Annotated in this window: 23 protein-coding genes; 6 read left to right on the top strand and 17 right to left on the bottom strand. The window is 64.4% G+C overall.

Features of this window, described 5'->3' with window-relative positions; genetic code table 11:
* Positions 1-24: 24 nt before the first annotated feature.
* The 7 genes from cckA to flgB all read right to left on the bottom strand — a co-directional run bounded on the left by cckA (position 25) and on the right by flgB (position 6,326).
* Positions 25-2,607, bottom strand: a complete 2,583-nt coding sequence (cckA, locus tag AB4Z51_RS02830) for a cell cycle histidine kinase CckA (protein WP_441497010.1) — start codon at positions 2,605-2,607, stop codon at positions 25-27.
* A gap of 154 nt (positions 2,608-2,761) precedes the next feature.
* A complete protein-coding gene (flhB, locus tag AB4Z51_RS02825) occupies positions 2,762-3,841 on the bottom strand; it encodes a flagellar biosynthesis protein FlhB (RefSeq protein ID WP_135214599.1) in 1,080 nt (359 codons plus the stop codon).
* Positions 3,842-3,848: 7 nt separating this feature from the next.
* Positions 3,849-4,619, bottom strand: coding sequence for a flagellar biosynthetic protein FliR (gene fliR, locus AB4Z51_RS02820; RefSeq protein WP_028148497.1), 771 nt, complete (start codon positions 4,617-4,619; stop codon positions 3,849-3,851).
* A 17-nt stretch (positions 4,620-4,636) separates the two neighbouring features.
* Complete coding sequence (fliQ, locus tag AB4Z51_RS02815; protein WP_014494021.1) at positions 4,637-4,900, bottom strand: flagellar biosynthesis protein FliQ; 264 nt, start codon at positions 4,898-4,900, stop codon at positions 4,637-4,639.
* 173 nt (positions 4,901-5,073) lie between these two features.
* The gene (fliE, locus tag AB4Z51_RS02810) at positions 5,074-5,382 is read right to left on the bottom strand and encodes a flagellar hook-basal body complex protein FliE (protein ID WP_135214598.1); all 309 of its coding nucleotides are present in this window, start codon (positions 5,380-5,382) and stop codon (positions 5,074-5,076) included.
* Positions 5,383-5,398: 16 nt separating this feature from the next.
* The gene (gene flgC / locus AB4Z51_RS02805) at positions 5,399-5,824 is read right to left on the bottom strand and encodes a flagellar basal body rod protein FlgC (RefSeq protein WP_028148498.1); all 426 of its coding nucleotides are present in this window, start codon (positions 5,822-5,824) and stop codon (positions 5,399-5,401) included.
* Between the two features lie 97 nt (positions 5,825-5,921).
* Positions 5,922-6,326: a flagellar basal body rod protein FlgB gene (flgB, locus tag AB4Z51_RS02800; protein ID WP_063982288.1), complete on the bottom strand. Its 405-nt coding sequence runs from the start codon at positions 6,324-6,326 to the stop codon at positions 5,922-5,924.
* Between the two features lie 349 nt (positions 6,327-6,675).
* Here flgB and AB4Z51_RS02795 point away from each other — a divergent pair, with 349 nt between their 5' ends.
* Both AB4Z51_RS02795 and fliP read left to right on the top strand, forming a co-directional pair.
* On the top strand, positions 6,676-7,656 hold the full coding sequence (locus tag AB4Z51_RS02795; RefSeq protein ID WP_441497009.1) for a flagellar biosynthetic protein FliO: 981 nt from the start codon (positions 6,676-6,678) through the stop codon (positions 7,654-7,656).
* Positions 7,653-8,408, top strand: a complete 756-nt coding sequence (gene fliP, locus AB4Z51_RS02790) for a flagellar type III secretion system pore protein FliP (RefSeq protein WP_063982286.1) — start codon at positions 7,653-7,655, stop codon at positions 8,406-8,408. Before AB4Z51_RS02795 ends, fliP begins: the two co-directional genes overlap by 4 nt.
* Before the next feature lie 162 nt (positions 8,409-8,570).
* Here the strand turns inward: fliP and AB4Z51_RS02785 are convergent, their stop codons facing one another.
* From AB4Z51_RS02785 to AB4Z51_RS02765, 5 genes are all read right to left on the bottom strand, one after another.
* Positions 8,571-8,807, bottom strand: a complete 237-nt coding sequence (locus tag AB4Z51_RS02785; protein ID WP_028148501.1) for a hypothetical protein — start codon at positions 8,805-8,807, stop codon at positions 8,571-8,573.
* 81 nt (positions 8,808-8,888) lie between these two features.
* On the bottom strand, positions 8,889-12,659 hold the full coding sequence (locus AB4Z51_RS02780; protein WP_441497008.1) for a tetratricopeptide repeat protein: 3,771 nt from the start codon (positions 12,657-12,659) through the stop codon (positions 8,889-8,891).
* A 232-nt stretch (positions 12,660-12,891) separates the two neighbouring features.
* Positions 12,892-13,086, bottom strand: coding sequence for a hypothetical protein (locus AB4Z51_RS02775; RefSeq protein WP_135214595.1), 195 nt, complete (start codon positions 13,084-13,086; stop codon positions 12,892-12,894).
* A 36-nt stretch (positions 13,087-13,122) separates the two neighbouring features.
* The gene (locus tag AB4Z51_RS02770; RefSeq protein ID WP_244623137.1) at positions 13,123-13,935 is read right to left on the bottom strand and encodes a tetratricopeptide repeat protein; all 813 of its coding nucleotides are present in this window, start codon (positions 13,933-13,935) and stop codon (positions 13,123-13,125) included.
* 105 nt (positions 13,936-14,040) lie between these two features.
* Positions 14,041-14,721, bottom strand: coding sequence for a FecR family protein (locus AB4Z51_RS02765; protein WP_441497007.1), 681 nt, complete (start codon positions 14,719-14,721; stop codon positions 14,041-14,043).
* Positions 14,722-14,834: 113 nt separating this feature from the next.
* Between AB4Z51_RS02765 and AB4Z51_RS02760 the strand changes: the two genes are divergently transcribed.
* Complete coding sequence (locus AB4Z51_RS02760; RefSeq protein ID WP_441497006.1) at positions 14,835-15,017, top strand: hypothetical protein; 183 nt, start codon at positions 14,835-14,837, stop codon at positions 15,015-15,017.
* A 75-nt stretch (positions 15,018-15,092) separates the two neighbouring features.
* Positions 15,093-18,515, top strand: coding sequence for a VCBS domain-containing protein (locus AB4Z51_RS02755; RefSeq protein WP_441497005.1), 3,423 nt, complete (start codon positions 15,093-15,095; stop codon positions 18,513-18,515).
* 21 nt (positions 18,516-18,536) lie between these two features.
* Here AB4Z51_RS02755 and AB4Z51_RS02750 read toward each other — a convergent pair whose 3' ends face one another.
* The 5 genes from AB4Z51_RS02750 to fliL all read right to left on the bottom strand — a co-directional run bounded on the left by AB4Z51_RS02750 (position 18,537) and on the right by fliL (position 22,330).
* Positions 18,537-18,734 (bottom strand): hypothetical protein, encoded by a 198-nt coding sequence (locus tag AB4Z51_RS02750; RefSeq protein WP_071912220.1) that lies wholly within the window; start codon positions 18,732-18,734, stop codon positions 18,537-18,539.
* A 659-nt stretch (positions 18,735-19,393) separates the two neighbouring features.
* Positions 19,394-20,155, bottom strand: coding sequence for a MotE family protein (locus AB4Z51_RS02745; RefSeq protein WP_441497004.1), 762 nt, complete (start codon positions 20,153-20,155; stop codon positions 19,394-19,396).
* Between the two features lie 9 nt (positions 20,156-20,164).
* Positions 20,165-20,611 carry a DUF6468 domain-containing protein gene (locus AB4Z51_RS02740; protein ID WP_063982280.1) on the bottom strand — a complete coding sequence of 149 codons (447 nt, stop codon included), beginning with the start codon at positions 20,609-20,611 and terminating at the stop codon, positions 20,165-20,167.
* On the bottom strand, positions 20,608-21,810 hold the full coding sequence (gene fliM / locus AB4Z51_RS02735; RefSeq protein ID WP_071912214.1) for a flagellar motor switch protein FliM: 1,203 nt from the start codon (positions 21,808-21,810) through the stop codon (positions 20,608-20,610). Before fliM ends, AB4Z51_RS02740 begins: the two co-directional genes overlap by 4 nt.
* 19 nt (positions 21,811-21,829) lie before the next feature.
* Positions 21,830-22,330, bottom strand: a complete 501-nt coding sequence (gene fliL, locus AB4Z51_RS02730; RefSeq protein ID WP_441497003.1) for a flagellar basal body-associated protein FliL — start codon at positions 22,328-22,330, stop codon at positions 21,830-21,832.
* Positions 22,331-22,711: 381 nt separating this feature from the next.
* Between fliL and flgF the strand changes: the two genes are divergently transcribed.
* Both flgF and flgG read left to right on the top strand, forming a co-directional pair.
* Positions 22,712-23,473 carry a flagellar basal-body rod protein FlgF gene (gene flgF / locus AB4Z51_RS02725; protein ID WP_063982277.1) on the top strand — a complete coding sequence of 254 codons (762 nt, stop codon included), beginning with the start codon at positions 22,712-22,714 and terminating at the stop codon, positions 23,471-23,473.
* Positions 23,474-23,489: 16 nt separating this feature from the next.
* Positions 23,490-24,278 carry a flagellar basal-body rod protein FlgG gene (flgG, locus tag AB4Z51_RS02720; protein WP_014494004.1) on the top strand — a complete coding sequence of 263 codons (789 nt, stop codon included), beginning with the start codon at positions 23,490-23,492 and terminating at the stop codon, positions 24,276-24,278.

The following is a 24,278-nucleotide window of genomic DNA, read 5'->3' as shown; positions in this document are numbered from 1 at the left end:
GCAAATCGACAGTGGTCGTCGCCGTCATCCCGCCTTTGCCATCGTCTCCTTTACGGCCGCCACGAGCTGGCTGAGCGTGAACGGCTTTGGCAGGAAGTCGAATTGCTGGCCTTCCGGCAGGCTCTTCTCGAAGGCGTCCTCGGCGTAGCCGGAGACGAAGATGAACTTGATGTCGGGATTCTTCTCGCGCATCGCCTTCAGCAGCGTCGGGCCGTCCATCTCAGGCATCACGACGTCGGAGACGACGAGATCGATCGCACCGCTTTGCTCCTCAAGGACCTCCATGGCCTCGACGCCGTTCTCGGCCTCCACCACGGTGTAGCCGCGCGAGCGCAGGCCGCGTGCGTTCAGCGCGCGCAGGCCCTCTTCGTCCTCGACGAGAAGAATGGTGCCCTGTCCGGTGAGATCGGTGCGCGGCTTGGCCTCCGCCGCCGCAGGCGCGGTCTCCTTCGCGGCGCCATTGGCCGCGCCGACCACTGCTGCGGGCTGCTCCTGCACCTCCGGCTCGGCGTGATGGCGCGGCAGGAAGATATGGAACGAAGTCCCCTGCCCCGGTTCCGAGTCCACGTAAATGAAGCCGCCGGTCTGCTTGACGATGCCGTAGACGGTGGAGAGCCCGAGGCCGGTGCCCTTGCCCACTTCCTTGGTCGAGAAGAACGGCTCGAAAATCTTGTCGCGGATATCGGCGGGGATGCCGGTGCCGGTGTCGGCGACCTCGATCCGCACATAGTCCGCAGCCGGCATGCCCTTGTAGGCGAGCTTGGCCGCTTCTTCCGCCGTGACGTTGGCGGTGCGGATGATCAGCTTGCCGCCGTCGGGCATGGCGTCGCGCGCGTTCACCGCGAGGTTGACGATCACCTGTTCGAACTGGGAGACGTCGACCTTCACCGGCCAGAGATCGCGGCCGTGGATGGTCTCCTGCTTGACCTTCTCGCCGATCAGCCGGCGCAGCAGCATGGCGAGATCGGACAGCGCATCGCCGAGGTCGAGCACCTGCGGCCGCAGCGTCTGCCGCCGCGAGAACGCCAGCAACTGCCGCACCAGCGTCGCGGCGCGCGTCGCGTTCTGCTTGATCTGCATGATGTCCTGGAACGACGGATCGGTCGGCTTGTGCGCGTTCAGCAGGAAGTCGTTCGCCATCATGATGGCGGAGAGCACGTTGTTGAAGTCGTGGGCGATGCCGCCGGCGAGCTGGCCGACCGTCTCCATCTTCTGCGACTGGTTGATCTGGTTCTCCAGCGCGCGCCGCTCGGTGGTCTCGAGCATGTGCACGATGGCGGCTTCGGCGTCGTTCTCGGCGGCATCCACCGGCGTGACGAAGAACTGGCCCCAGCGTTCCTTGGTTCCTTCGAGCGCCACCTCGACCGGCGCGACGTCGGCCTGGCCCTCCGCGGCCTGGTTGATGGCCGTGATCAAAAGGTGCCGGTCGCGCGAATTGACCGCGCGGAAGATCGACTTGCTGGCGCTGTCGAGCCCGAGGGCCTGCCCGAGCTTGGCGTAGCGCGCGTTGGCGCGCACGACGTTGCCGCCGCGGTCGACGGTCGCGATCGCCATTGGCGTGTGGTCGAAGAAGCGCATGAAGCGCACTTCGGCGGCGCGGTCGGGATCGCTGCGCTCGTCGCGGGCGCGGCTGATGACGAGCGTGCGCGAYGGCCCCGGCGCGCCGTCGGCGCCGAAGGCGAGCTTGTGATAGAGCCGCACCGGCATGGTCTTACCGGTGCGCATGCGCAGGTCGATGTCGAAGACTTCCGTCTTCACCTCACCCGGCACCGCAACGATCGCGGTGAGCAGCGAGGCGCCATCGCCGGAGACGATGTCGGTGAGCTTCAGCCCGCCCGAGCCGATCTCGGCGAGATCGTAATCGAGCCAGTTCGCCAGCGTCGCGTTGACATAGGCGAGCTCGCCGGCCGGATTGACCGAAAAGAAGCCGCAGGGCGCGTGATCGAGATATTCGATCGCGTGCTGGAGTTCCTGGAACACGTCCTCCTGGCGTTCGCGGTCGCGGGTAATGTCGGAGATCGACCACACCGCGTATTTCGCCTCGCGCTTCCCGGTGCCGAGCGGGCGCACCCGCATGCGCAGCCAGCGGCCCTGGCTGCCGTCATGGCCGGAGATGCGCACCTCTTCCTGCTGCCGTTTTCCTTCGCGCGCGGCCTTGAGCAGGCGGAACACGGCTTCGGAGACGTCGGGGTTGCCGATGAAGACGCGCTCCACGGGCCGCACCTCCTGCGGTCCGCTGGCACCGGTGAGCGTCAGATAGGCGGCATTGGAATAGACCACGTGGCCGCGGGGATCGGTCACGGCCAGGCCGTCGAAGGCGTGGTCGGCAATGCGCCCCATCACGGGATCGTCGAGACTACGGTCGACGAAGCGGATGATGCCGGCGGCGAAGGCGAACAGGTTGAACAAGCCGACCATCGCCAGCACGGCGAGGATGCCGAGGATATAGGGCTGCGCCTGCGCGCGCCCGAGCGTCATCAGCCCGACGGCGACGGCGACGAGGCCGGCGGCCACCAGCAGCACCAGCGCAATGCTGCCCGATCGCGGCGACGGCTCGTGCGCCGCAACGGGCTCGCGTGTGAGGTCGTGGTCGGTCTCGGCAGTCATTTCAAGCTGGCACAGCCTGTCGGCAGAGAATCAACGCGCTACGGGGCGCGTGGGGTCCTCCCTGCCTGAATCGGACCCGCAGGCGCAAGGGCAGCAAGGGCGAAAGGTACGCTGATTCCCAGATTACGGCCATTTCCGGTACTTTTCGGGCATTTTATCCGCGTCCGGCACCGAATCCGTGTTTCAGCCGCATGACGTAACCGATGACCTCGGCGACCGCATGGTAGTGCTCGGTCGGGATTTCCTGGTCGATTTCGACGGTGGCGTAGAGCGCACGGGCGAGCGGCACGTTCTCGACGATCGGGATGTCGTGCTCGCGCGCGATCTCCCGGATCTTGAAGGCGAGGTTGTCGACGCCCTTGGCGACGCAGATCGGCGCAGACATGCCGCGCTCGTAGGACAGCGCAATCGAATAGTGGGTCGGATTGGTGATGATCACGGAGGCCTTGGGAACCGCCGCCATCATGCGCTTCTTGGAGCGCTGCTGGCGCAATTGCCGGAGCTTGCCCTTGATGTGCGGGTCGCCTTCGGACTGCTTGAACTCTTCCTTGATCTCCTGGAGCGACATCTTCTGCCGCTGGAACCAACTGCGATACTGGAAGAAATAGTCGCCAATGGCGATGATCGCGAGCGCCGCGACCACTGCGCCGAGCAGATGAATGGTCAGGCTGGTGCTGGCGCCCAGCATGGCGGCCGGATCGAGCCTGACCATCGCCTCCATGCGATGGCGCTCCGGCCACAGGACCACGGTCATGACCGCGCCGAGCACGATCAGCTTGCCGAGCCCCTTGAGGAAGTTCGCGGCCGCCTGCTTGCCGAAGATGCGCTTGAGGCCCTCGGCCGGCGACAGTTTGCTGAATTTGGGTTTCAGGGATTCGGCCGACCAGACCAGGCGGTGCTGGAGCACGTTGCCGGCAATCGCCGCCAGCACCAGCATCAGCAGGGGCACGCCGATCGCTGCGAGCACGGCGACCTCGATCTGCTGCATCAGCGCGAGCAGAGCCCTGCCGTCGGTCTTGATCATCCAGGAATTGGCAAGCAGGTTGCGCATCGGCGTCACCAGCCCGCTGCCCACCGAGCCCGAGAAGGTGGAGACCACGAGCGTGCCGCCCGCGATCATGAACCAGGTGTTGATCTCCTGGCTCTTGGCGACGTCGCCGCGTTCGAGCGCCTCTTCGAGACGCTTTTGTGTCGGGTCTTCTGTTTGACTGTCGGGATCGTTGTCGTCTGCCATCGATCACCTATTTAAGCGGCATCATCTGGTGCATCACACCGATGAAATAGTCGAGATACGTGCCCATCATCGCGGTGAGCACCACGGCGAGCACCAGGAAGCCCACGAAGATCGACAGCGGCACGCCGACGAAATAGACCTGCATCTGCGGCATCAGCCGCGCCAGCACGCCGAGCCCGATATTGAAGACGAGGCCGAACACAAGGAACGGTCCGGAAAGTTGCAAGCCCAGGCTGAACGCGGCGGCAAAGGCGCGCGTCGCCAGCGAAGCGACGTCGCCGCTCGATACGGTCTCGCCGGGCGCGAAGATCGTGTAGCTGTCGTTCAGCGCTGCGATCACCAGATGATGGCTGTCGGTGGCAAACAGCAGCGTCACCCCGAGCATGGTCAGGAAATTGCCGACCAGCACGCCCTGCTGTCCCTGTGTCGGATCGACCGAAGTGACGAAGCCGAGCCCCATCTGCTGCGCAATCACGGCGCCCGCGACCTGAAGCGCCGACAACGTCACGCGCGCGGTCGCCCCCAGCACGATGCCGATCACGATCTCATGCAGCATCATGACCAGCAGCGGCGCGATCGAGCCCATGTCGACGTGGTAGGCGTTGCGATGCAGCGGCAGGATGATCAGCGTGAGCAGCAGCGCGATCGCCAGCTTGATCCGCGTCGGAATGTTGGTCTCGCCCAGCCCCGGCAACAGCATCACCATCGCACCGACCCGGGCGAAGGCGAGCATGAAAGAAGCGGCGAGCGCCGGCAGCAGCGAGACGTCGATGCGCATGACGGGCGCATTGTGCCTCAGCCGCCGATGATTCGCGACGAGATCCGCATCATGTGGGAATGGAGTGCGTCGGCCATGAACGGCAGCGCCAGCAGCATCGTGGCGAAGATGGCCAGGATCTTCGGCACGTAGATCAGCGTCTGCTCCTGGATCTGCGTCAGCGCCTGGAACAGCGACACGACGACGCCGACCACGAGGCCGACCACCATCAGCGGCGACGACACGATCACGATGGTCCAGATCGCATCACGCGCGACGTCGAGGGTTTCAGGTCCGGTCATGTGCAGAATTCCTTGTTCATTTCTCGCCTCCTCACCGCTGTTCCGAGCGAAGCAAAGGCTTATCCCCGTCTTTGCGAGCGCAGCGAAGCAATCCAGACTGTCGCCAGCGGAAAGATTCAGGATTGCTTCGCTGCGCTCGCAATGACGATTGGGGCGAGCGCGAGCGCCAAAACTCAGATCGGCATCTTCATGATGTCTTCATATGCCGCGATCACGCGGTCGCGGACCGAGACCAGCGTGGACACCGCGACGTCGGTGTCGGCGACCGCCGTCACCACGTCCATTACGTTGGCCTTGCCGGCGGCCATCGCCACGGTCTGGGCGTCGGACTTGCGGCCGGACTCCATGACGCCGCCGACAGCGTCTTTCAGGAGCGACGCGAAGGACTGCCCGCTCGCTTCGCTGCCCTTGCCGGCGCCGCTGTTCTCCAGCACGCGGGCGAGGTTGGCATAAGTATTGGCTGCGATTGTCGGTGATGCCATGGCTCAAATGTCCTGTTCAGCTCTTGAGGATGTCGAGCGTGCGCTGGATCATCCGGCGCGTCGCACTGATGATGTTGAGGTTGGCCTCGTAGGACCGCTGCGCGTCGCGCATGTCGGTCATCTCGACCACCGAGTTCACGTTGGGATATTTGACGTTGCCGGTCGCATCGGCGGCCGGATTGCTCGGTTCGTATTTGGTGCGGAAGTTCGACTGGTCCGGCTTGATCCTGCCGAGGGTGACGACCTGCGCGTCGAGCGTGCGGTCCAGCGCGGAGGAGAAGGTCGGCACCTTGCGCCGGTAGGGATCGCCACCTGATGTCTGCGAAGTCGAATCCGCGTTCGCGATGTTCTCCGAGATCACCCGCATGCGCCCGGCCTGCGCGCGCAGGCCGGAGGTCGCGATCGCCATCGAGCGGGCAAAGTCGCTGCTGTCATTCGCCATGATGCGCTTCCCTCAGCTCTTGAGCATGATCTCCGCGCAAACGCGTTCCGCGTTTGTCGCGAGGGAAAACCGCCCGCACACTTTTCCGGATCATGCTCTAGCCTTTGCCGATCGCGGTCTTGAGCAGATGCAGGCTCTTGGAATAGAGCGAGGTCGCCGCCGCGTAGTCCATCTGGTTGCTGGCGGCCTTCATCATCTCCTCCTCGAGATTGACGGCGTTGCCCGCGGGACGGGTCTCGAAACCCGCATTCCTGTTCTGGTCGAAGCCCGAGGCCGCGCCGGATGGCGTCATGTGGGAGCCGCTGGTGCGGGTGAGCGCCAGGGGGCCCATCGAGCCAGTGACGGCGCCTGATTTGTCGAGCTTCGGCTCGACCAGGTCGCGCGGCCGGAATTTGGGCGTGTCGGAATTGGAGACGTTCTCGGACAGGACGCGCTGGCGTTCCTGGTGCCACTGCATCTTGGTGCGAAGCGCCGACAGTACCGGGAGGTCGTTGATGGACATCGTTGCGGCTCCTTCCGCCTCTCGGACCAAAGGCCCGAAGCTAGGCAGAATTTGCCGCGTGTATGGTTAACAGGTGGTTAAAGGTGGCGTCGATGCATGTCCCTTGACGGAACACCAGTTTGCGCCCCCGTGATTCTACGCATCCAAAAGCGGCATTAACCCAACCGTTTGGCGGGCCATGCACAGGCCAAGAAGTCGTTTTGGATCGAGCGATTCATAGGTTATTAAGAGCTGGGGACGGCAAAACTTGCCGTGGGACGTTAAGAAATCGCAGTTTGGGGCATCCCACGCCGATGGTTGGCGCGTCTGACCATGGGCACGAGAAAAGCGCCATTTGTCGGGGACAAGTATGCAAGGCAGCCCAATCACCTTCATCGTGGCGTTCATCGTCGTTCTGGCGTTGATCGGCGTCGCCGCATRGTTGGTTCGCCGATTCGCCTCCAGCCGGCTCGGTGCCAACACCCAGCGCGGCCGAATGCCCCGGCTTGCCGTGATCGATGCCGCCGCGGTCGATGGCCGGCGCCGCCTGGTGCTGGTCCGGCGTGACAATGTCGAGCATCTTCTGATGATTGGCGGCCCCACCGACATCGTCGTCGAGCCCAATATCGTGCGCGCCGCGCCCGGCCGCGACCAGCTTCCGCAGCGTTCCAATGCCGCYGAGCCGCCGCGCCTTGCCCCGATGCCCGATACCAGCAGCTGGACCGACGAAGCTCCGCGGCCCGAACTGCTCGATCATCCCGAACCGCAAATGCCCGAGCCGCCGCCGCGGCCGCGTCCCTCCTTCGCCGACGAGGTACGCCGGCCCGCTCCCGCACTGGCCGAGCGCCGCAACGAACCGCCACTGGCGGGCTTTCCGCCCGAGCCGATCCTGCCGCCGCGCCCCGAGCGCGAGGCACGCCCCGAGCCGGTTCCGCCGCGCATCGCCCGCAGCGAGCCTCCGCTGATGCCACGTCCCCCGCGGCAGAGCGAGCCGGTGAAAGTGCCCCCGGTGCGCGCCGAGCGCGCGGCCGCGCCACCGCCTCCTCCGCCCGTGCCGCAGGCTCCGGCCGTTCCGCCGCCGGCCCCCGCTCCTGCCGCGCCCTCGAACGCCGAGCAGAATCTCGCCGAGATGGCGCAGCGGCTCGAAGCCGCGCTGCGCCGCCCCGCCGGCGAGACAGTCGCGCCTCCGGTTGCGCCCGAGCCGCCCGCGCCACCACCGCCCCGCGCCGCACGCAGCGAGCCGCCGGCCCCCCCGGCTCCGCCCGCAAAGCCGGCCGCGGAGAAGACCAGCTTTGAAAATCTCGAAGACGAGATGGCCTCGCTGCTCGGCCGTCCGAAGCCGTCTTCGTGAGGCTGCCGGCCCTCCCGCGTAGAGTTGTTTTTCTTTCTGTCCTGATCGCCGCGGCTTCGCTCGCGATGCCTGCGCATGCGCAGGACATCAGCATCAATCTCGGCGGTCAGGGGGGCGGCGTCACCGAGCGCGCGATCCAGCTCATCGCGCTGCTCACGGTGCTGTCGATCGCGCCGTCGATCCTGATCATGATGACGTCATTCACGCGCATCGTGGTCGTCTTGTCGCTGCTGCGCACCGCGATGGGCACGGCGACCGCGCCGCCGAACTCGGTGATCATCGCGCTCGCAATGTTCCTCACCTTCTTCGTGATGGGACCTGTGCTGCAGAAGTCCTACGACGAGGGCATCCGCCCGCTCGTCGCCAACCAGCTTGGCGTCGAGGACGCACTCCAGCGCGCTTCCGTCCCCTTGCGCGGCTTCATGCAGAAGAACGTGCGCGAGAAGGACCTCAAGCTGTTCCTGGATCTCTCGGGCGAGCCGCCGCCGGCCACGCCGGATGACCTCGCGCTTCGCATCCTCGTCCCCGCCTTCATGATCTCCGAGTTGAAGCGCGCCTTCGAGATCGGCTTCCTGCTGTTTCTCCCCTTCCTGATCATCGACCTCGTCGTCGCCTCCGTGCTGATGTCGATGGGCATGATGATGCTGCCGCCCGCAACGATCTCGCTGCCGTTCAAGCTGATCTTCTTCGTGCTGGTCGATGGCTGGTCGCTGGTGGCGGGAAGCCTGGTGCAGAGTTACGGGGGCGGATAGCTGCGGCTCCATCCGCCGTCATGCCCCGGCTTGACCGGGGCATCCGGTACGCCGCGGCCTTTCGATTTCATCACTGCGGTCTCTGGAATACTGGATCGCCTGATCAAGTCGGGCGATGACACCGAGAACGTGGCGTACAGTGAGACGGCGTCGACAGCGCCCCTACCCCTTCACGTCATACTGCTTGCTGAGGTGATCGCCGATCTGCACCAGCATGGCGACGCTTTCGGGGAAGCCCGGCTTATCCGTCGCGGCCTGGTCGGCATCGGCGCGGAATTCCCAGCTATCGCCGTCGCGGACGATCGAGATGACGAGGTCATCCGGACCATCGGCATGGACCTTCAATTCGGCCCGCGCCATGGCGATGAGTTCGGCTTCGGTCTTGGCAGGCTTGCTCATATCGACGCTCTCCCGGCATGAAGACGCGCAGGTTGCCGCTTCAACAGGCACCTGTCGAGAGGCCTCGTGGTAGCAGGGTTCCTACCGCGTCATCTTGATCTGCCGCACGACGGGGATCGTGGGCAGCGAGCCGGTGTGGTCGGCCTCGTCCTTGGCTTGCGGCGAGGCCGGCGCGCGGGCGGTTGCGTCGGGGAAGCGCTGCTTCATCTCGCGCAGGAAGCCGTCGAGCGTGTCGACGCTGGCAGCGAGCTTGGCGATCTCGGCGAATTCGGCGCTGGAGGACGCTGCCGGCTTGCTCGCGATGTCGAAGGCGACCCGGTCCGCACTCTCGCTCATCAGCGGCGCATATTTCTCGCGGAAGCGCGACAGGCCGATCGAATCGTCGGCAAGCGCATAGCCGACGGCAGCGCGGATGATGTCGCTCTTCTCCACCGCGTTGAGCGGCTTGAAGTCGCGGAAGCGGTCGCCGTAATAGAGCTCGATCTGCTCGGCGGATTCGCGCCAGCGCCGCGCCGCCCAGAAGATGTCGGAGCGCAGGCGGAGCACCTCGCGTCCGGAAACGTTGGAGACGATGTCGAGCGCGAGATCGTGGCGGCCGACGTCGCTTTGCGCGCGCGCCTCCAGCAGCAGCCGCTGCTGCCGCAGCTCGCCAGAGAGATCGCTGATACGGCTCGCGCGCAGCGCCGAGATCGCCATGTCGGGCTTGCGGTTGGCGAGGTAGATCATGGACAGGCGCGCGGCGACCTGGGCGCGGGCTGCGCCTTCGAGGCGATGGTCGACCTGGTACTGCAACAGCTCGGCGGCCTGGTCGAGCAGGTCGATCGAGGCGAGACGGTCGGCAAGGCGGCGGATCAGCTCGTCGCCGCGGCGGCCGATCGGCGTCAGCTCGCGGAACTCGTAGAACATCCCGAGCGCCTCGACCGGCGGCAGCTCGTCGCCCTTGGGCCCCAGGAAGATCTGCGTGAACAGGTCGGAGGCGAGGTCCTGCGCCTGACGCGAGGCCTCGGCGTTCGGCTGGAGCCTTGTCGCGGTGCGCGCCGCCCTGAGCGCGTCCCGGTAGCGCCCGTTCTCGGCATACATCTGCGACAGCATCTGGAGCGTCTTGACCTCGATCGAGTCGCCCCGCCAGGTCATCGACAGCGTCTCGAGCTCACGCAGCGCGTCTTCCTTGCTGATCTCGTCGCGCTTCTGCCGCAGCGCCACTTCGAGCTGCTTGGCCTCGGCCGCCGCCTGACGATCGTTCGAGGCAACCGCGAATTTGTAGTCGTCGAGCGCGTCCTTGTCGTGGCCGAGCGCCTCGGCGAGCCGGCCGCGCAGCACGGCGAAGCCGGGCGCCGCCTCTGGCGATATGCCGACCACCTCGATCTCGCTGCGGCGCTTGGAGGCACCGGCATAATCCTTCACCTCGAGCGAGGCGCGCATCGCCTCCATCGTCACGATGCGCTGGAGGTCGATCGGCAGCGAGGCGATGGCGAATTCGACGTTCTTGAACTTCTCGCGCGCATCCGCCCACTTGCCCTGGCGCGCATAGGCGAGCGCCTTCCAGAGTTGGGAATCGTGGCTGTTGCCGATCACGGGATTGGCGAGGTCCTTCAAGCCCTGCGCCGGCCGGCCGATCAAGATGTTCGCGATCGCATGCATGATCAGCGCGCYGCTCTCCTCCTTGTTGAGGGGATCGGCCAGCATCAGGTCGGTCACCGACTTGGCTTCGTGGTACATGGCGCGCGACATGTAGAACTGCGCGAGATCGAGCCGCGGCAGCGAGCGCTGCGCCGGCTCGACGGCCGCGATCGCCGTGATCAGACTGCCCTGGCGCGTCCAGAAATCCTCCGACTGGCCCTTGCGCCAGCCTTCCGGACTGAAGACCGGCCGCACCGCGGTCGGCGCGCGCTCGGCGGAGATATCGACCGGCGACAGCGTCAGTCCGCCCTTCTTGCCGAGAATGACCTTGTCGGATCCGACCTCGACGCCGACCTCGTCGGAGTTCGGCCGGATCGCGATGCCGTGCGCGGATTCCAGCAGCGAGAGATCGACGAGATCCTGCCGCTTGATGAAGCCGCGCACCGGCCKCTGCCCGGTGACGACATAGAGCGTGTCGCCGGCGTCGGGATCGGTCAGCTTGTGCAACAGGCCCGGATTGGCGAAGGGGATCGCGATATTGGCGAGTGCGGGGTCGGTGATGTTGCGCGACATCATCAGCGGCAGCGGCGTCGCCTGGATCTTGTCGGCGAGCGTCAGGAGCCAATTGGTCTCCTTGCCGACCTCCTCGCTCGTCAGCGAGTAGACCAGCGGCCGGGTGAGACGGATGCGGACCGCCTGCCCCTTGTCGAGCGGCATGCGGCTGACCTCGCCGATCATCGCACCGCCCCGACTGCGGATCGCCTCGACGTCGATCGGCTTCGGCGTATCGAACACCAGCCACACCGTATCACCGCGGCGGAACGCCGCCGCAGGCGTTGCCACCTGAAACGGGAAGATCACGCGCAAGCCATCGCTGTCGCGGCGGACATCGACGCTGGCCACGGTGGGCTGCGGCGCGGCCGGCGCCTCGGCAGGTGCGGCCTTGACGTTGTCCTTGACCGGCTCTTTCGCAGCCTCCTTCACGACCTCCTTGGGCGCTTCGGACACCGCGGGCTTGGCGGGCGCGACCGCAGCTTCCGTTGCCGGCGCCGCAGGCTTCGACAGGTCCTTGGGCGGTTCCGCGGCGTGCGGTGCTTCCGCCGCGGGAGCCGGCGCGGGCTTCGGTGCCTCGACCGACGGCATCGCCGCCGGAGCTTCCGGCTTCACCTCGGGCTTCGCTTCGATCCTGGCTTCGATCCCGGCTTCGATCCTGGCTTCGATCTTGGCTTCGCGCGCGATCGTCTCGGACGTCGGCGGCGCGATCTCGCGATGGACCTCCTTCGGCTTCTCGGCCGCCGGCTTTTCCGAAGCCGGTCCATGGCTTTGGGCCACAGGCTTCGCCTGCGCGATCACCGCCTCAGCCGTCGCGGCGGTCTTGCCCTTGTCGGGTTGGAAGGAGATGTCGACGACGTAATTCTTCTCGTCGCGGAAGGAGTGCACGTCCGAATCGCCGATCAGCGCGATCTCGACACTGGTCTGGTCGATGTCGGACTTCTGCTTGATCGAGGCGACGTTCGGGGGCGCGGCGACGACGGCGTCCGCCAGATCGAAATTGAGGCCGGCATTGAACGCCAGCGTCAGCTTCTGCTCGTTGAGCACGGAGGACACGCCGACGCCGTCGGGCATCTCGAACACGAAGCGCACGAAAGTCGGCTGCACCGAGGCGCGCACGCGGATCTGCGGACGCTTCTTGGTCTCTGCCACGGCGCGCTGGGCGCGCAAGGCACGTTCGGCGACACGCGCACGCTCGGCCAGTTCCTTGACCACGTCCATGGGCAGGCTTGGCGGCGGCCCCTTCCAGCCCTCCGGCAAGAGGTCGATGAATGTGCGCTCGCCGGCATTCATGGTGTTGACGGTGACGCGCCGCGCCAGCGACAGGCGGATGGCGCTGCCGTCGGGATCGCGGCGGGCAGAATTAACGTAGTCGGGCGCACCTTCCGGAACGCGATCGACGGGAACGTCGACCGCCCGGTCGAAGCGAATGATGAGAATGGAGCCGGCCGTCGTCACCTCGGAGGGAACGTCCTCGCCGAGCTTGATCACCAGACGGGCAAAGCCGCCACCGGCCGAGAAAGTCGCCTCGCCCCGGACCACATCGGCGGCGCGGGCGGGCGCACCAAGGCCGATAAGCAGGCAGGCCGCCAACACGGGCGCCTTGCGGACATGGCGCGACAACCCCCGCGCCAAAGCGCCGGCTCGCGACATAAATCCAGCGGCAGCTTTCTGCGCCATTGGCGGCGTTTCTTCCAATTCGGCGGTCCATGCCGGCACTGGCGCCGGCCCGTGCCGTCGACTGTAGGTTTTGCCAATTAAGGACTTGTTAATGCTGTAATGACGAATTCACCCGGCACAGTGCGTCGCGACGCCTGCTTGCGGGCTCGGGCGTTCGTGCTTCGAAATCTGGGGAGCAAGTGGTTAAGGAGGTGTTAACACCCCCTTCGTCCGCACCCGTCAGGAATGCCAATCAAACCCCGCGATTGGCCGGCAAGGCATTCAACTTGCCTCGCGCTTCGCGAATTGACTGCAAGGTCAATCGCTTTTCCGAGATTCGGCTCTCGATGTACTCACGCTCGAGATCGGTCAGCTGTGTGTTCAACAACCGCTGATAGCGACGAATGCTATCGTCGTGAGCTTGAATGAGCGCGAACCTTGCATCCATATTCACCTCCGATTCGTTCCGCCTCACCGGGCCAACTCAGTCGTAATCGACGCCATAACGAGCGAACTCGTCGCCGATGTTCTTCTGAATTGTCCTTGCAGTCGAAATGTCAGATTTTCCGCCGATCGCATCGCCTTGCTTCAGCTTGGCAAGCCCGCGACCAAAAAGCGCGCTCGCCAGTTCGGGGGCGACTCGCAAGGCAGCATTGTAGTCATCGATCGCCGCACCGAACTCACCCATCTTCAGGTGGATCAGCCCACGCGAGTCGTACACGGCAGCGCTGGTCGATCCCGACTGAAGCGCTCTGTCGCAATCCGCCAGCGCTTCTCGCGAGGCACCGAGAACCGCCCTGGTCCAACATCGTCCACTCCATGCCGCCCGCGAGGCGGGCTGGAGACGGATTGCCTCGTCGTAATCATGCGCCGCGCGCTGGTGGTCGTTCTTCTTCAGGTAGGCTCCGGCGCGGTTGACGAAGGCAGCGCCATAGCCGGGATCGAGCTTGATCGCATCATCAAAGGCTTCGATCGCGAGCTCATATTCACGTCTCCTCAAGTGAGCCACGCCGCGGTTGTTGAAGGCCTTTGCGTATGTCGGATTGAGTGCGATCGACTGATCGAAGTCGCTGATGGCGCTGTCGTAGTCGCCCTTTGCCGTGTAGGCGTTGCCGCGATTGTTATACGCGATTGCCAGAGCTGCCGACGAATCTGGACGCGCCTGTATGAAAGTCGTGCAGGCACCGATCCGGGCATCGAGCGAGGTGGTACCCGTCCCGTTGCACAGTTCGATATTGCTGAGATAGCTATCCTTCACGCTGGAGTTCTGGGCCACGACCGGCAAGCCGACCAGCATCAGGACGACAAGCGCCAGTCCGCCTTCGGCAACGGAGGATCCTGGTTTCATGTCAGGCTCCCGATCTTCTGAGATCTGGCGATTGCACGGGCTCGGACCAATTCTCTAGCAGCCGCGACAGATGTTCAGATTGAGCCTTTGCTCGGGTTGGCGTGGCCCCGCTGCGCCGGGCTTCTTCGTATATTTGTTCTTGCCCTCTTCGATCAGAGTGGAAAACCTGGTGGTTCCGTCGTCCGAGATTTCGACGTGAGGTGTAGTGCCTCGAATGCCCATCGTCGCGACCGGCGTTTCGATCTTCATGTCACCGGTCTTCGCAACCTGGCCGGCAACAAAAACGAACGTACCCTTGGTCAGGTTGAAGGCTGTCGAATTGGACTTTCCACCCGGCTCGTAGACGTATTCGTCCAATGTCATGCGGGCGTTGCTCGACAAGTTGAACGAAGTTCCATCGACGAAATTGATGCCGACCCGACTGTCGGCACCGGTTCGAACCACGTCGCCCAAATAGACGGGATCACCGACTTTCGTCTGGATGGATTCGGCCCCGACGTTTGCCTGGACAATGGCGGCGCCCGCATGCTCGATGATGACCGAGCCATCGGCTGTCACAACTTTCCCGATTGGCTTTGACGACGAGTCCAGCACGGCACGCCGCGGGGAATCGTCCTGCGCCTGAACCGGGCGGGGTGACGAAGCGGCCAGCGCAAGGACGAGACCTGCCACGAGAACAATCGCTGCACGAGTGCCCATGGCTTCCTCCTTTTCGAAGATATGATCCTCGAGCATCCGAACGGCTCCGACAGCGCCGACGAAAGCCATCGGGGATAATGGCAGACCAGCCGCAGCAAACCACGACAGCCAAAATGGTTATTCCGGGGTAATCCGAATGGCTGATCACCGTGTCCAAAAGAGTCACTATCCGCGCCGGGCAATTTCAAACAGCTTTTGGCGCTGAAAGCGGTACCGTCGGGCGAAACGACAGCAATTCTGCCGTGATCCACCTGGGCGGAATTCTCAGAAACGACAACTTTTTAGCGGGCATAGCTGAGGTTGCCGGCACAAAATTGTTCCCGATCGCGTGACGCGGCAAGCCGGCCAAGACGCGGCGGCATAGGGCGACGCCTGAGGCCGACCGCTAGGGCAATCGAGGTTGAAAAATGGCCGTCACGTCCACTGCAGAGCACGGGGGCGAGCGCGAAGCCGCTGCGGGCCTGCATCGCCGCGTGAAGACGGCGAAGAGCAATCCTCCTGATGTACCCGCTATTCAATCTCATGAGCGAGCCTCTGCCGGCCGTTTCGGGATGCTGTCGCTCACGGCATTGCTCTTCTCGATGATCAAAGAGGTCAGGGCCGCAGACCCGAACGCAACGTTCCTGGACGACGATACGATTACATACAAGGACTTTGCACACGGCACGTTCGAGCTCACGACCAAGGAATCAATCCCGCGGCACATCATCGTCGAGGACCCCGGACAAACGGTCGTGCTGAGCAAGGTCGGCTCCGGGCTTACCGTGAATCAGCTCGACAACAGCGCGACCCGCATGGAGGAGTTGCGGGTGGCCCAGCAGGAGGCGCTCGAAAATTTCTCGAAGGGATTTGGCAAGAACGGGTCCGGCACGCCTCCGTTCGTCGAATCTCTGCCGCTGGAGCCGATCAATTTCATAGCGCCCGCGGCGCCAAGCGCACTGCTGCCGTTGCAGCCGATCATCGTCACGGTGCCCGACATCATCACGCCCGTGACACCCGTGCGGACGCCGCCGATCTTGAATGTGCAGGCGGGCCCGCTTGAACTCGACACGGTCGCGTTCGACGTCTTCGCCGCAACGAGGGGAACCTTCAGCGCCAGCAGCTCCAGCGCCGCGCTGACTTTCGGCATCAGCGGAGGCGCTACGGGCGCTACCGCGCTGGAGGGAGCGATCTACGACGTATCGAAGACCAGCTCGTATGGCACGCTTTATCTGAACAGCTCGATTGGCGCCTATGCCTTCGTTCCCAACAGTGGCGCGATCAACGCGCTGAAGACGCCGACCACCGATAGCTTTGTGATCACCGTGTCCGACGGATCGCTTTCGGCTCAACAGGCCTTCACGATCAACATCAACGGAGCCGACGACGCGGCGATCATCTCCGGCACGACGACCGGCTTGTCAATCGAATCCGGCGGCGTCGCCAATGCCCCATCCGGCCCACCTGTCACAACCGGCCCACCTGTCACAACCGGCAAGCTTTCGGATATCGACGTCGACGACCCCGCCAACACTTTCTCGGCCGTCAATTCCCCGACGAAGAGTGCACACGGTTACGGCACTTTCACCATGACCGCCGACGGCGTCTGGAGCTACACGCTCGATCAATCCAACAGCGCAGTGCAGGCTCTGAACGTCGGCCAGACGCTGACCGACACCTTCACGGTGACCAGCATCGGCGGGACCCCGCAGTTGATTACCATCACGATCAACGGCTCCAACGACGCTGCCGTCATTTCCGGGACGACGACCGGCACCGTGACGGAAGCCGCGTGTTGGAAGCCCGGGACTCCGATCGCGACCGGCAAGCTTGCAGATACGGATGTCGACAATACTCCCGACAGCTTCACGCCGGTGACCTCGCCAAGGGCGAGCGACCATGGTTACGGCTGCTTCCGGATGACGGCTGACGGCGTCTGGACCTACACGCTCGATGACACCAATTGCGCCGTCCAGGCGCTGAACGCCCACGACACCCTGACCGACACCTTCACCGTGACCACCATCGACGGCACCGCGCAGGTGGTGACGATCACCATCCACGGCACGAACGATCCGGCCATCATCCACGGCTGCATCACTGGCTCGGTGACCGAGCCCGATTGCAGGGAACACGGCAAGCCGACGGCGAGCGGCAGACTGACTGACACCGACGTCGACAACACGCCGAACACATTCACGCCGGTCACTTGCGCGACACGGAGCGCGGGCGGCTACGGCGCTTTCACGATGACCGCCGCCGGTGTGTGGACCTACACGCTCGACACCACCAACTGTGCCGTGCAGGCGCTTCCTTCCTGCGAGACTTTGACCGACACCTTCACGGTCACGACCATCGATGGGACGGAACAGACCATAGCCATCACAATCCACGGCGCCGACGATCGCGACCATTTCGGCCACGCGGCAGCTCTCAATGCCGCCGATCCGCCCCACGCCACCGCGCCCCCCGAAGACAATGCGGCTGCGAGAGCCTTTGCCGCCGGTCCGACGGTGGCTGCGAGCACCCATGACGCGAACACGGATGGCATCGGCGCCTCCGGCGAAAGTCCGGATCATGGCAAGATCGGCACAAACGGCGGTCGCGACACCTCTCACGACGGGCACGAACAGACCCTTCTTGCCGGCGGCTCCAGAGACGATCATTTCGTCTTTGCCTCGACGTCGAATTCCAGTGCAGCTCGCCCTGATATCATCTCTGGCTTCAAGGCAGACTCTGAGCGGGGCGACCTGATAGCGCTCGGCGCGCTCACCCTCTCCGTTCTGGCACTCGCCCCCTCCAGCACGACAGTGCCCGCACATACGATCGCCTGGCTCTACGACAGCTCGGCGAACCAGACCATCGTTTACGTCAATCCGACGGATCAAAGCCTGAGCATCGGCGATTCCAGTCTGGTGGAAATCCATCTCGATGGCTTCTCCACCGTCCAGACGTCGGATTTCATGCTCGCGCTGGAAACGTCGGGTCATGCGATGGCAGCCGCGCCGGCCAATCTGGAACCGGGCGCGGACAACGACGCGACCGGTAGCCCGACGACGGCGGCCAGCCTCTCATCGGGCGAAATCGTCCATGAGCGAGCCGCCCTGATCGACGGAGAAGGGCCCGGGCAAGCTGCGAAGGCGAGCGGGTGCAGGTTCGATGCCGATTGCGACCGGATTGCCCTCGTCAGGCACACCGAGTTCGTTCAGCCCGACGATACGAACACGCGATCGGACGCCCCCACCGGCGGGAACGTGGCCTCCGCGGTGAGCCATGTGCAGGCCGTCCACCAGCTTCATTCCACGGCAGTCGCGGAGAATAGGTTCGTATTCGACAAGCTGACACCGTTCGACAACGGCAAGGAGATCGCGCCCGCTCCAGAGAGCGTGGCCGCCAAGGACAGCGGCCCGGTCGCACCGTCCACGGTCGACCCAAGCGTCGAGTCCGGCCCAGACTCCATCGAGACGTCACGCCACGAAAATCACTTGCGCGAGCATCATCATGGGGAGCCGATAGCCGAGAACGATCTTCCTCGAGTTGCTTTTGTTCACCTCGGGGACTCATTTCATTTCAAGCAGCACGGCTCTGACGGTTCGGGTGACATTGCGCCCGCGCCCTGGCACACGGCGGTCGAACCCTACGCCATCAAGGATGGCGCTGTGCATGGCCACCATTCAGAGCTCAGCGCAGGATGGGACGATCCTTCGGACCCGTCCGGTCATCACGAACATGCTGGCGTCGTCCACGGATTCAGGGCGGCGTCGATGCCTGAGCCGTCCCCGCCGCATATTGATCCGGCTCACGGCGCAGGCTCGGCTCACGCCCATGTGCCGCACGATCTGATCGTGTGATGTCCGCAGGGCAATTGATCTTCAGTGTTGTTTCCCCGTGCCATCCGATGCGGCGGAGCTGTCCCGCTCGGGACAAGCATCGTCAATGTCGCCATCCTCTTCTTGCGGCGGCAATGCATGCTGATGGTCAAGCGCGGATGTCCAGGCCAACGTCATCGCCGCGATGAGCAGCCGATTGACGGCTTCGATTGCGCGTTCTGCTACGGACGAGTAATTCATGGCTTCCGCCCGCGCGGCTGATTGCCGATGGCGGGAGCCTAGGACGAACTCTCCAGCACCACTGTACTCCAGTTCACAGTTGCACGCGTCAACTCATCGCAGCCTCAGAAGATGCCGCTTGCTTCAGCTGCATCTGCAACGCGAGCCGACGAGCTTCGTGCGGCAAAGACATCAAGCTCGCGATCACCCCACTCCCCGGCGCGTTTGATCTGCGTATTTGGTTGCCGAGTAGGCTCGCACAACCTCAGAGGTGTTGCGGTCCATCAACGACTCTGAATCAAATGTGATCATTGCGATGCGAATGCGATTGGTCAACTTTTTGGGGGAGCAATCAATGAGCGGAGAAGCCAACTGCATTGTATGTAGCCAGGCAAGAGCGGTCGTAGCCGTCTTTCCAATCGCGCGGGGCTATGCACTAAAGGTATACGAGTGTTCCTGCTGCCACAGCACCCTTCATCTCGTGACTCGCACGACGAAGGCTGCGCTGATCAGGCAGCACTGCGAGACCCTCCTTCCCGTCGAGAAGCCGCTGAGCGCGACGGGTCCCAGGGTTCAACAGCGGTTCGCGAACTAGACACGCAAGGCGTCTAGCCGCGTACAGGCCGAACGACCGCGCGATTGCGCGCAGGCTGCCGCAGCGCGCCGCGCCTCCGGAGCCTTCAATTCGGCTTTTGCGGCGGCTTGCCGTCGATCTTGGGGAGGTCGCCGGCCGCGGCCGATTGATCGCCGCCCCCATTGGCCCGGCGGGCCATCTCGACCGTCAGCCGCTCGGCGGCCTCCGGCGACATCACGCCCATGATGTCCGACATCTTTCGCGGCGCGATCTGCGAGGCGATCTCGATCAGCACGCCCATCTCGAGCCGGTCGAACACCCGCGCGGCATCCTTGGGCTTCATGCCCTCATACATGGTCACGAGGCCCTTCATGCGCTGGGCTTCAGCGGCCTTCTGCTCGGCCTGGGTCGCGGAGATGCGGGATTCCACCGCCTTCATCTCCTCGACCTTGTTTTCGATGCGCTTCTCGGCCGACTTCAGCAGGCTCTCGCGGATGTCGATCTCGCGCTGGCGGGACTCGATCTCCTGGCGGCGTGCCTGCAAGCGCTCAAGGATCGCGCGCTCGGAGGCCGAGACCTGCGGCTGGGCCTCGTCCATCTTGACCACGGTGCCCTCGGGCTTGGTCTCGGGCGCGGCGGGCTTCGGCGCCTCCTTCGGCGCGCCGTGGGTAGATCCCGTGATATCGGGGTCTTCCCGCCCCGTCGGAAAGTTCAGATTCTCCTGCGCCCAGGATTTCTTGATCTGGCTCGGCTGGTAGTCGAAGACATAGCCGCCATTGATCACGAGGCCCACGACCTTGAGCGTGGCGAGCCCTGCGACGGCGACCAGGACGACTGGAATGACGCGGATGTTACGAAAGGATTTCATACCCTGACTTTATGCCGCAAGGCCGTTGGATCGTCGGCGCTCGGAGAAGGCTTCGGCCGCAGCCGCCACCGCCTTCGCCGATGAGGGCTTGGCCGCGGGCACCGCGGCCGCTTCCGGGCTCGCCGCAGGGCGCGCGGCGATCGCGATCTTGGACAGGCGCCGCACCACATTGTCGGCTTCGCCGAGCTGCTTGTAGAGCTGGTCCGACATCTGCGTCGCCGCCGCCAGCTGGCTGCCGAGGTTCTCGTTGACGTCGCGTACCGCGAGCTTCAGCCCGCCAATCGCGCGCTCGGCGATCTCGGTGGCAGTGATCAGCTCGCCGATGACCGCCTTCAGCGAATGCTCGTCCGCCTTCAGCCGCGTCAGCCGCTTGTTGAGCATGACACAGTAGACGATGGTCAGCATCAGCAGGATAGCCACCAGCGTCTCGATCGCCATTCCCAGGGAGTGGTTCATGGGGCCTCCATCATCTTGTTCTGCTCGTCCACCTTCTCGAACATCGCAAGTGTCGTACTTGGCTTGCGCAGGGGTTTCGTCACCCGTATCGCGACGCGGTCGCCGACCCGACCCATCCGCCCCTCGGTCAGGGTGACGTCGCCGCAACGCACGGTCACGTTGGCATCCGCGCGCATGTCGAGCGGCAGGGTGTCGCCGACCTTGAGCCGCATCAGCTGCTTGAGCGGGATTTCGGCCTCGTAGAGCACGGCATCGACCGCGATCTCGGCCTGGTTGATCTCGGTGGCGAAATGGCCCTCCCAGATCGTGTCGCGGCCGAATTTTTCGCCCATGAACATCTGGAGCAGGACGCCCCGGATCGGCTCGATGGTCGCGTAAGGCAGCAGCAGCTCGATGTTGCCGCCGCGATCTTCCATGTCGATGCGCAGGCGCACCAGGATCGCGGCGTTGGCGGGACGGCTGATCGCGGCGAAACGCGGATTGGTCTCGAGCCGGTCGATCGTGAAGGTGACCGGCGACAGCGGCCGGAACGCCTGCTCGGCGTCGACCAGCACCACCTCGACCAGCCGCTTGACCAGCTCGGTCTCGATCGTGGTGTAGGGCCGGCCCTCGATGCGGAGCTGGCTCGCGCCGCGGCGGCCGCCGAGCAGCACGTCGATCATCGAATAGATCAGGCTGGAATCGACCACCGCCATACCGAAGTTTTCCCACTCCTCGGCCTTGAACACCGAGAGAACGGCCGGCAGCGGGATCGAGTTCATGTAGTCGCCGAAGCGCACCGAGGTGATGCGGTCGAGCGAGACTTCGACGTTGTCGGAGGTGAAATTGCGCAAGGAGGTCGTCAGCAACCGCACCAGGCGGTCGAAGACGATTTCGAGCATCGGCAGACGCTCGTAGGAGACCATCGCTGAATCGATGATCGCGCGAATGCCGGAATGATCGTCGAGCGTGACGTCGCCGACCGCGAAGCCGAGAAGATTGTCGATCTCCTCCTGCGACAGCACCCGCTCGCCGGAATTCTTGCCGGCGCCGAGATCGCGGCTGCCGTCCTCGACCATGGCCGCCCATTGCAGGGCCATGGTCTCGGATAGTTCGTTTTCGGCAGCAGCCTTCGCGGCCTCGGCGGGATCCTCGGAATCAAGCGAGGCCTCCCATTGGGCGGCAATTGCATCCTGGTCTGGTTGGTCGGTGCCTGCCATGATCCCTAGCCCGTCATGCTCACTGGATCACGACTTCCTTGAACAGCACTGCGCTGACCTGGACCGGGGCGACCGCCGCGTTGACGCGCTTGGTCAGCTCTTCCTTGAGGCGGAAGACGCCGGCGGACCCGTTGAGGTCGGAGGAGCGCAGCTCGCGCACATAGGTCTGGAAGATGTCGGTGATGCGCGGCATCGTCGGCTTGATCGCCTCGATCTGCTTCTCTTCCTTGAGCTCCAGCACGATCTTGAGCTTGAGATATTGCACGCGCTCACCGGGCGCGCCGGCGAGGTTGACCATGATGTCGGGCACGTCGACGAAGGCCGGCGGCTTCGGCGGCGGCGCCACCTCGGCGTGATGCTCGTCGTCGCCATGACGGAAGAAGAAGAACCAGGTCGCGGCACCGCCACCGAGGACGGCGAGCAGACCGACGGCCATGATGATGAGCTTGAGCTTGTTCTTCGGCGGGGCGGCTTCCGCGCCTTCGGCGGCTCCGCCGCCTTCCGCTTCATTGTCTGCCATGGTCGATAGGCTCGCTCATCTCATAAGGGGTCGAAAGAGCGAAGCCTCCTGGCAGACAGTGACGCGATACAACTGCCCCAGCGCAGTGCGCTCCTCTTACACGCAAACGCTACGGTAATAATGGTTAACGGAATCTTTCGATTGGGCCTCCACTAGGAAAAATCTGCCGGGCAAACATGGCTAACAGAACCTTTCTGCCGCCTCCCCACGCTCCTCAAAAATCGACAAGCCTTTGAAATTACACATCTTTACGAGTTGGCACGCCTTTCGCTCAGAGAGGACCGAGGCCGGAGGGTTTGGGAGAACCTGGCGGTCTCGTTCACGGGTCGGCCAAGGCGCTTGGGAGAGCGAGGTGGCAGGCCCACTCAGGGGAGATTTCCGATGCAGAACGCGCTTCTGATCGGGTTGTCACGGCAGATGACGTTGGAACGGCAGATGGATGTCATCGCCAACAACGTCGCCAATGCCAACACCAACGGCTTCAAGGCCGACCATTCGCTGTTCGAGGAGTTTCTCAACTCGAACGCGCGTGAGGACAATTTCATCGCGTCCGACCGCCGGGTCTCCTATGTGCAGGACCGCGGCACCTTCCGCGACGTCGGCCAGGGGCCGATGGAGCCGACCAACAACCCGCTCGACATGGCGATCGACGGCAACGCCTTCTTCGCGGTGCAGGCCAATGGCGGCGAACGCTACACCCGCGACGGCAAGTTCTCGCTCAACAGCACCGGCCAGCTCGTCACCTCCGACGGCAACCTCGTGCTCGGCACCGGCGGCCCGATCACCTTCCAGCCCACCGACCACGACATCAATGTCGCGCCCGACGGCACCGTCACGGTGCTCGAGGGCACCGCCAAGACCGACTCGATCCGCGGCAAGATCCGCATGGCTGCGTTCGACGATGCGGCGAAGCTGACCAAGCTCGGCGCCAACCTCTATGACGTCGGCTCCGCGACCCCGCAGGCCATCACCAAGTCGACCGTGCGCCAGGGCTACATCGAGAAGTCCAACGTGAACTCGGTCGGCGAGATGAGCCGCATGGTCGAGGTCATGCGCAGCTACACCGCCATCGCCAACCTGCTCCAGCAGCAGAGCGACCTCCACAAATCGGCGATCGAGAAGCTCGCCGACGTTCCGGCCTGATTAGGGGATCATTGACATGCAAGCGCTCCACACCGCTGCGACCGGAATGGCGGCCCAGGAACTCAACGTCCAGGTCATCTCCAACAACATCGCCAACCTGCGCACCACCGGTTTCAAGAAGCAGACGGCGGCGTTCCAGGACCTGATCTACGAGCACGTCCGCCGCGTCGGCGCGCAGGCCTCGGACCAGGGCACCATCGTGCCCGTCGGCGTCGACATCGGCGGCGGCGTCAAGACCGTCGGCACGCCGCGCAGCATGACGCAGGGCACGCTGTCGCAGACCGGCAACGACCTCGACCTCGCGATCTCGGGCGAAGGCTTCTTCAAGATCCTGATGCCAGACGGCACCTTCCAGTACACCCGCGACGGCACCTTCCAGATGGACAACCAGGGCCGCGTCGTCACCGCGCAGGGCAACCCGGTGCAGCCGACCATCACCATTCCGAACAACGCCTCCGGCCTCGCCGTCAACGAGCAGGGCCAGGTCTCGGTGACGCTGCCGGGTTCGTCGACGTCGGCCGTTCAGGGCCAGATTGGCGTGACCCGCTTCATCAACAAGGCGGGCCTCCAGCCCGTCGGCAACAATCAGTTCGTCGAGACGCCCTCTTCCGGCCCGCCGCAGGACGGCACCGCGAACTCCGAAGGCTACGGCAAGGTCACGCAGGGCAGCCTGGAGCAGGCCAATGTCGACGTCGTCTCGGAGATGAGCGACCTGATCGCCGCGCAGCGCGCCTACGAGATGAACGCCAAGGTCATCAGCGCCGCCGACCAGATGATGCAATCGACCACGGCGTTGTTCCGCTGA

It is taken from the genome of Bradyrhizobium sp. 2TAF36, from assembly GCF_052114925.1.
Taxonomy (GTDB): domain Bacteria; phylum Pseudomonadota; class Alphaproteobacteria; order Rhizobiales; family Xanthobacteraceae; genus Bradyrhizobium; species Bradyrhizobium barranii.
This window is presented reverse-complemented; position numbering and strand designations above follow the sequence as displayed.

Excerpts from the sequence above, each read along its gene's own strand:
- AB4Z51_RS02765 (WP_441497007.1), bottom strand. The coding sequence starts at position 14,721 with ATGCTCGAGGATCATATCTTCGAAAAGGAGGAAGCCATGGGCACTCGT.
- flhB (WP_135214599.1), bottom strand. The coding sequence starts at position 3,841 with ATGGCAGACGACAACGATCCCGACAGTCAAACAGAAGACCCGACACAA.
- flgG (WP_014494004.1), top strand. The coding sequence starts at position 23,490 with ATGCAAGCGCTCCACACCGCTGCGACCGGAATGGCGGCCCAGGAACTC.
- flgB (WP_063982288.1), bottom strand. The coding sequence starts at position 6,326 with ATGTCCATCAACGACCTCCCGGTACTGTCGGCGCTTCGCACCAAGATG.
- AB4Z51_RS02785 (WP_028148501.1), bottom strand. The coding sequence starts at position 8,807 with ATGAGCAAGCCTGCCAAGACCGAAGCCGAACTCATCGCCATGGCGCGG.
- flgF (WP_063982277.1), top strand. The coding sequence starts at position 22,712 with ATGCAGAACGCGCTTCTGATCGGGTTGTCACGGCAGATGACGTTGGAA.
- fliM (WP_071912214.1), bottom strand. The coding sequence starts at position 21,810 with ATGGCAGGCACCGACCAACCAGACCAGGATGCAATTGCCGCCCAATGG.
- AB4Z51_RS02745 (WP_441497004.1), bottom strand. The coding sequence starts at position 20,155 with ATGAAATCCTTTCGTAACATCCGCGTCATTCCAGTCGTCCTGGTCGCC.
- fliR (WP_028148497.1), bottom strand. The coding sequence starts at position 4,619 with ATGCGCATCGACGTCTCGCTGCTGCCGGCGCTCGCCGCTTCTTTCATG.
- AB4Z51_RS02775 (WP_135214595.1), bottom strand. The coding sequence starts at position 13,086 with ATGGATGCAAGGTTCGCGCTCATTCAAGCTCACGACGATAGCATTCGT.
- flgC (WP_028148498.1), bottom strand. The coding sequence starts at position 5,824 with ATGGCGAATGACAGCAGCGACTTTGCCCGCTCGATGGCGATCGCGACC.
- fliE (WP_135214598.1), bottom strand. The coding sequence starts at position 5,382 with ATGGCATCACCGACAATCGCAGCCAATACTTATGCCAACCTCGCCCGC.
- fliQ (WP_014494021.1), bottom strand. The coding sequence starts at position 4,900 with ATGACCGGACCTGAAACCCTCGACGTCGCGCGTGATGCGATCTGGACC.
- AB4Z51_RS02750 (WP_071912220.1), bottom strand. The coding sequence starts at position 18,734 with ATGAATTACTCGTCCGTAGCAGAACGCGCAATCGAAGCCGTCAATCGG.
- AB4Z51_RS02755 (WP_441497005.1), top strand. The coding sequence starts at position 15,093 with ATGGCCGTCACGTCCACTGCAGAGCACGGGGGCGAGCGCGAAGCCGCT.
- AB4Z51_RS02770 (WP_244623137.1), bottom strand. The coding sequence starts at position 13,935 with ATGCTGGTCGGCTTGCCGGTCGTGGCCCAGAACTCCAGCGTGAAGGAT.
- AB4Z51_RS02740 (WP_063982280.1), bottom strand. The coding sequence starts at position 20,611 with ATGAACCACTCCCTGGGAATGGCGATCGAGACGCTGGTGGCTATCCTG.
- fliL (WP_441497003.1), bottom strand. The coding sequence starts at position 22,330 with ATGGCAGACAATGAAGCGGAAGGCGGCGGAGCCGCCGAAGGCGCGGAA.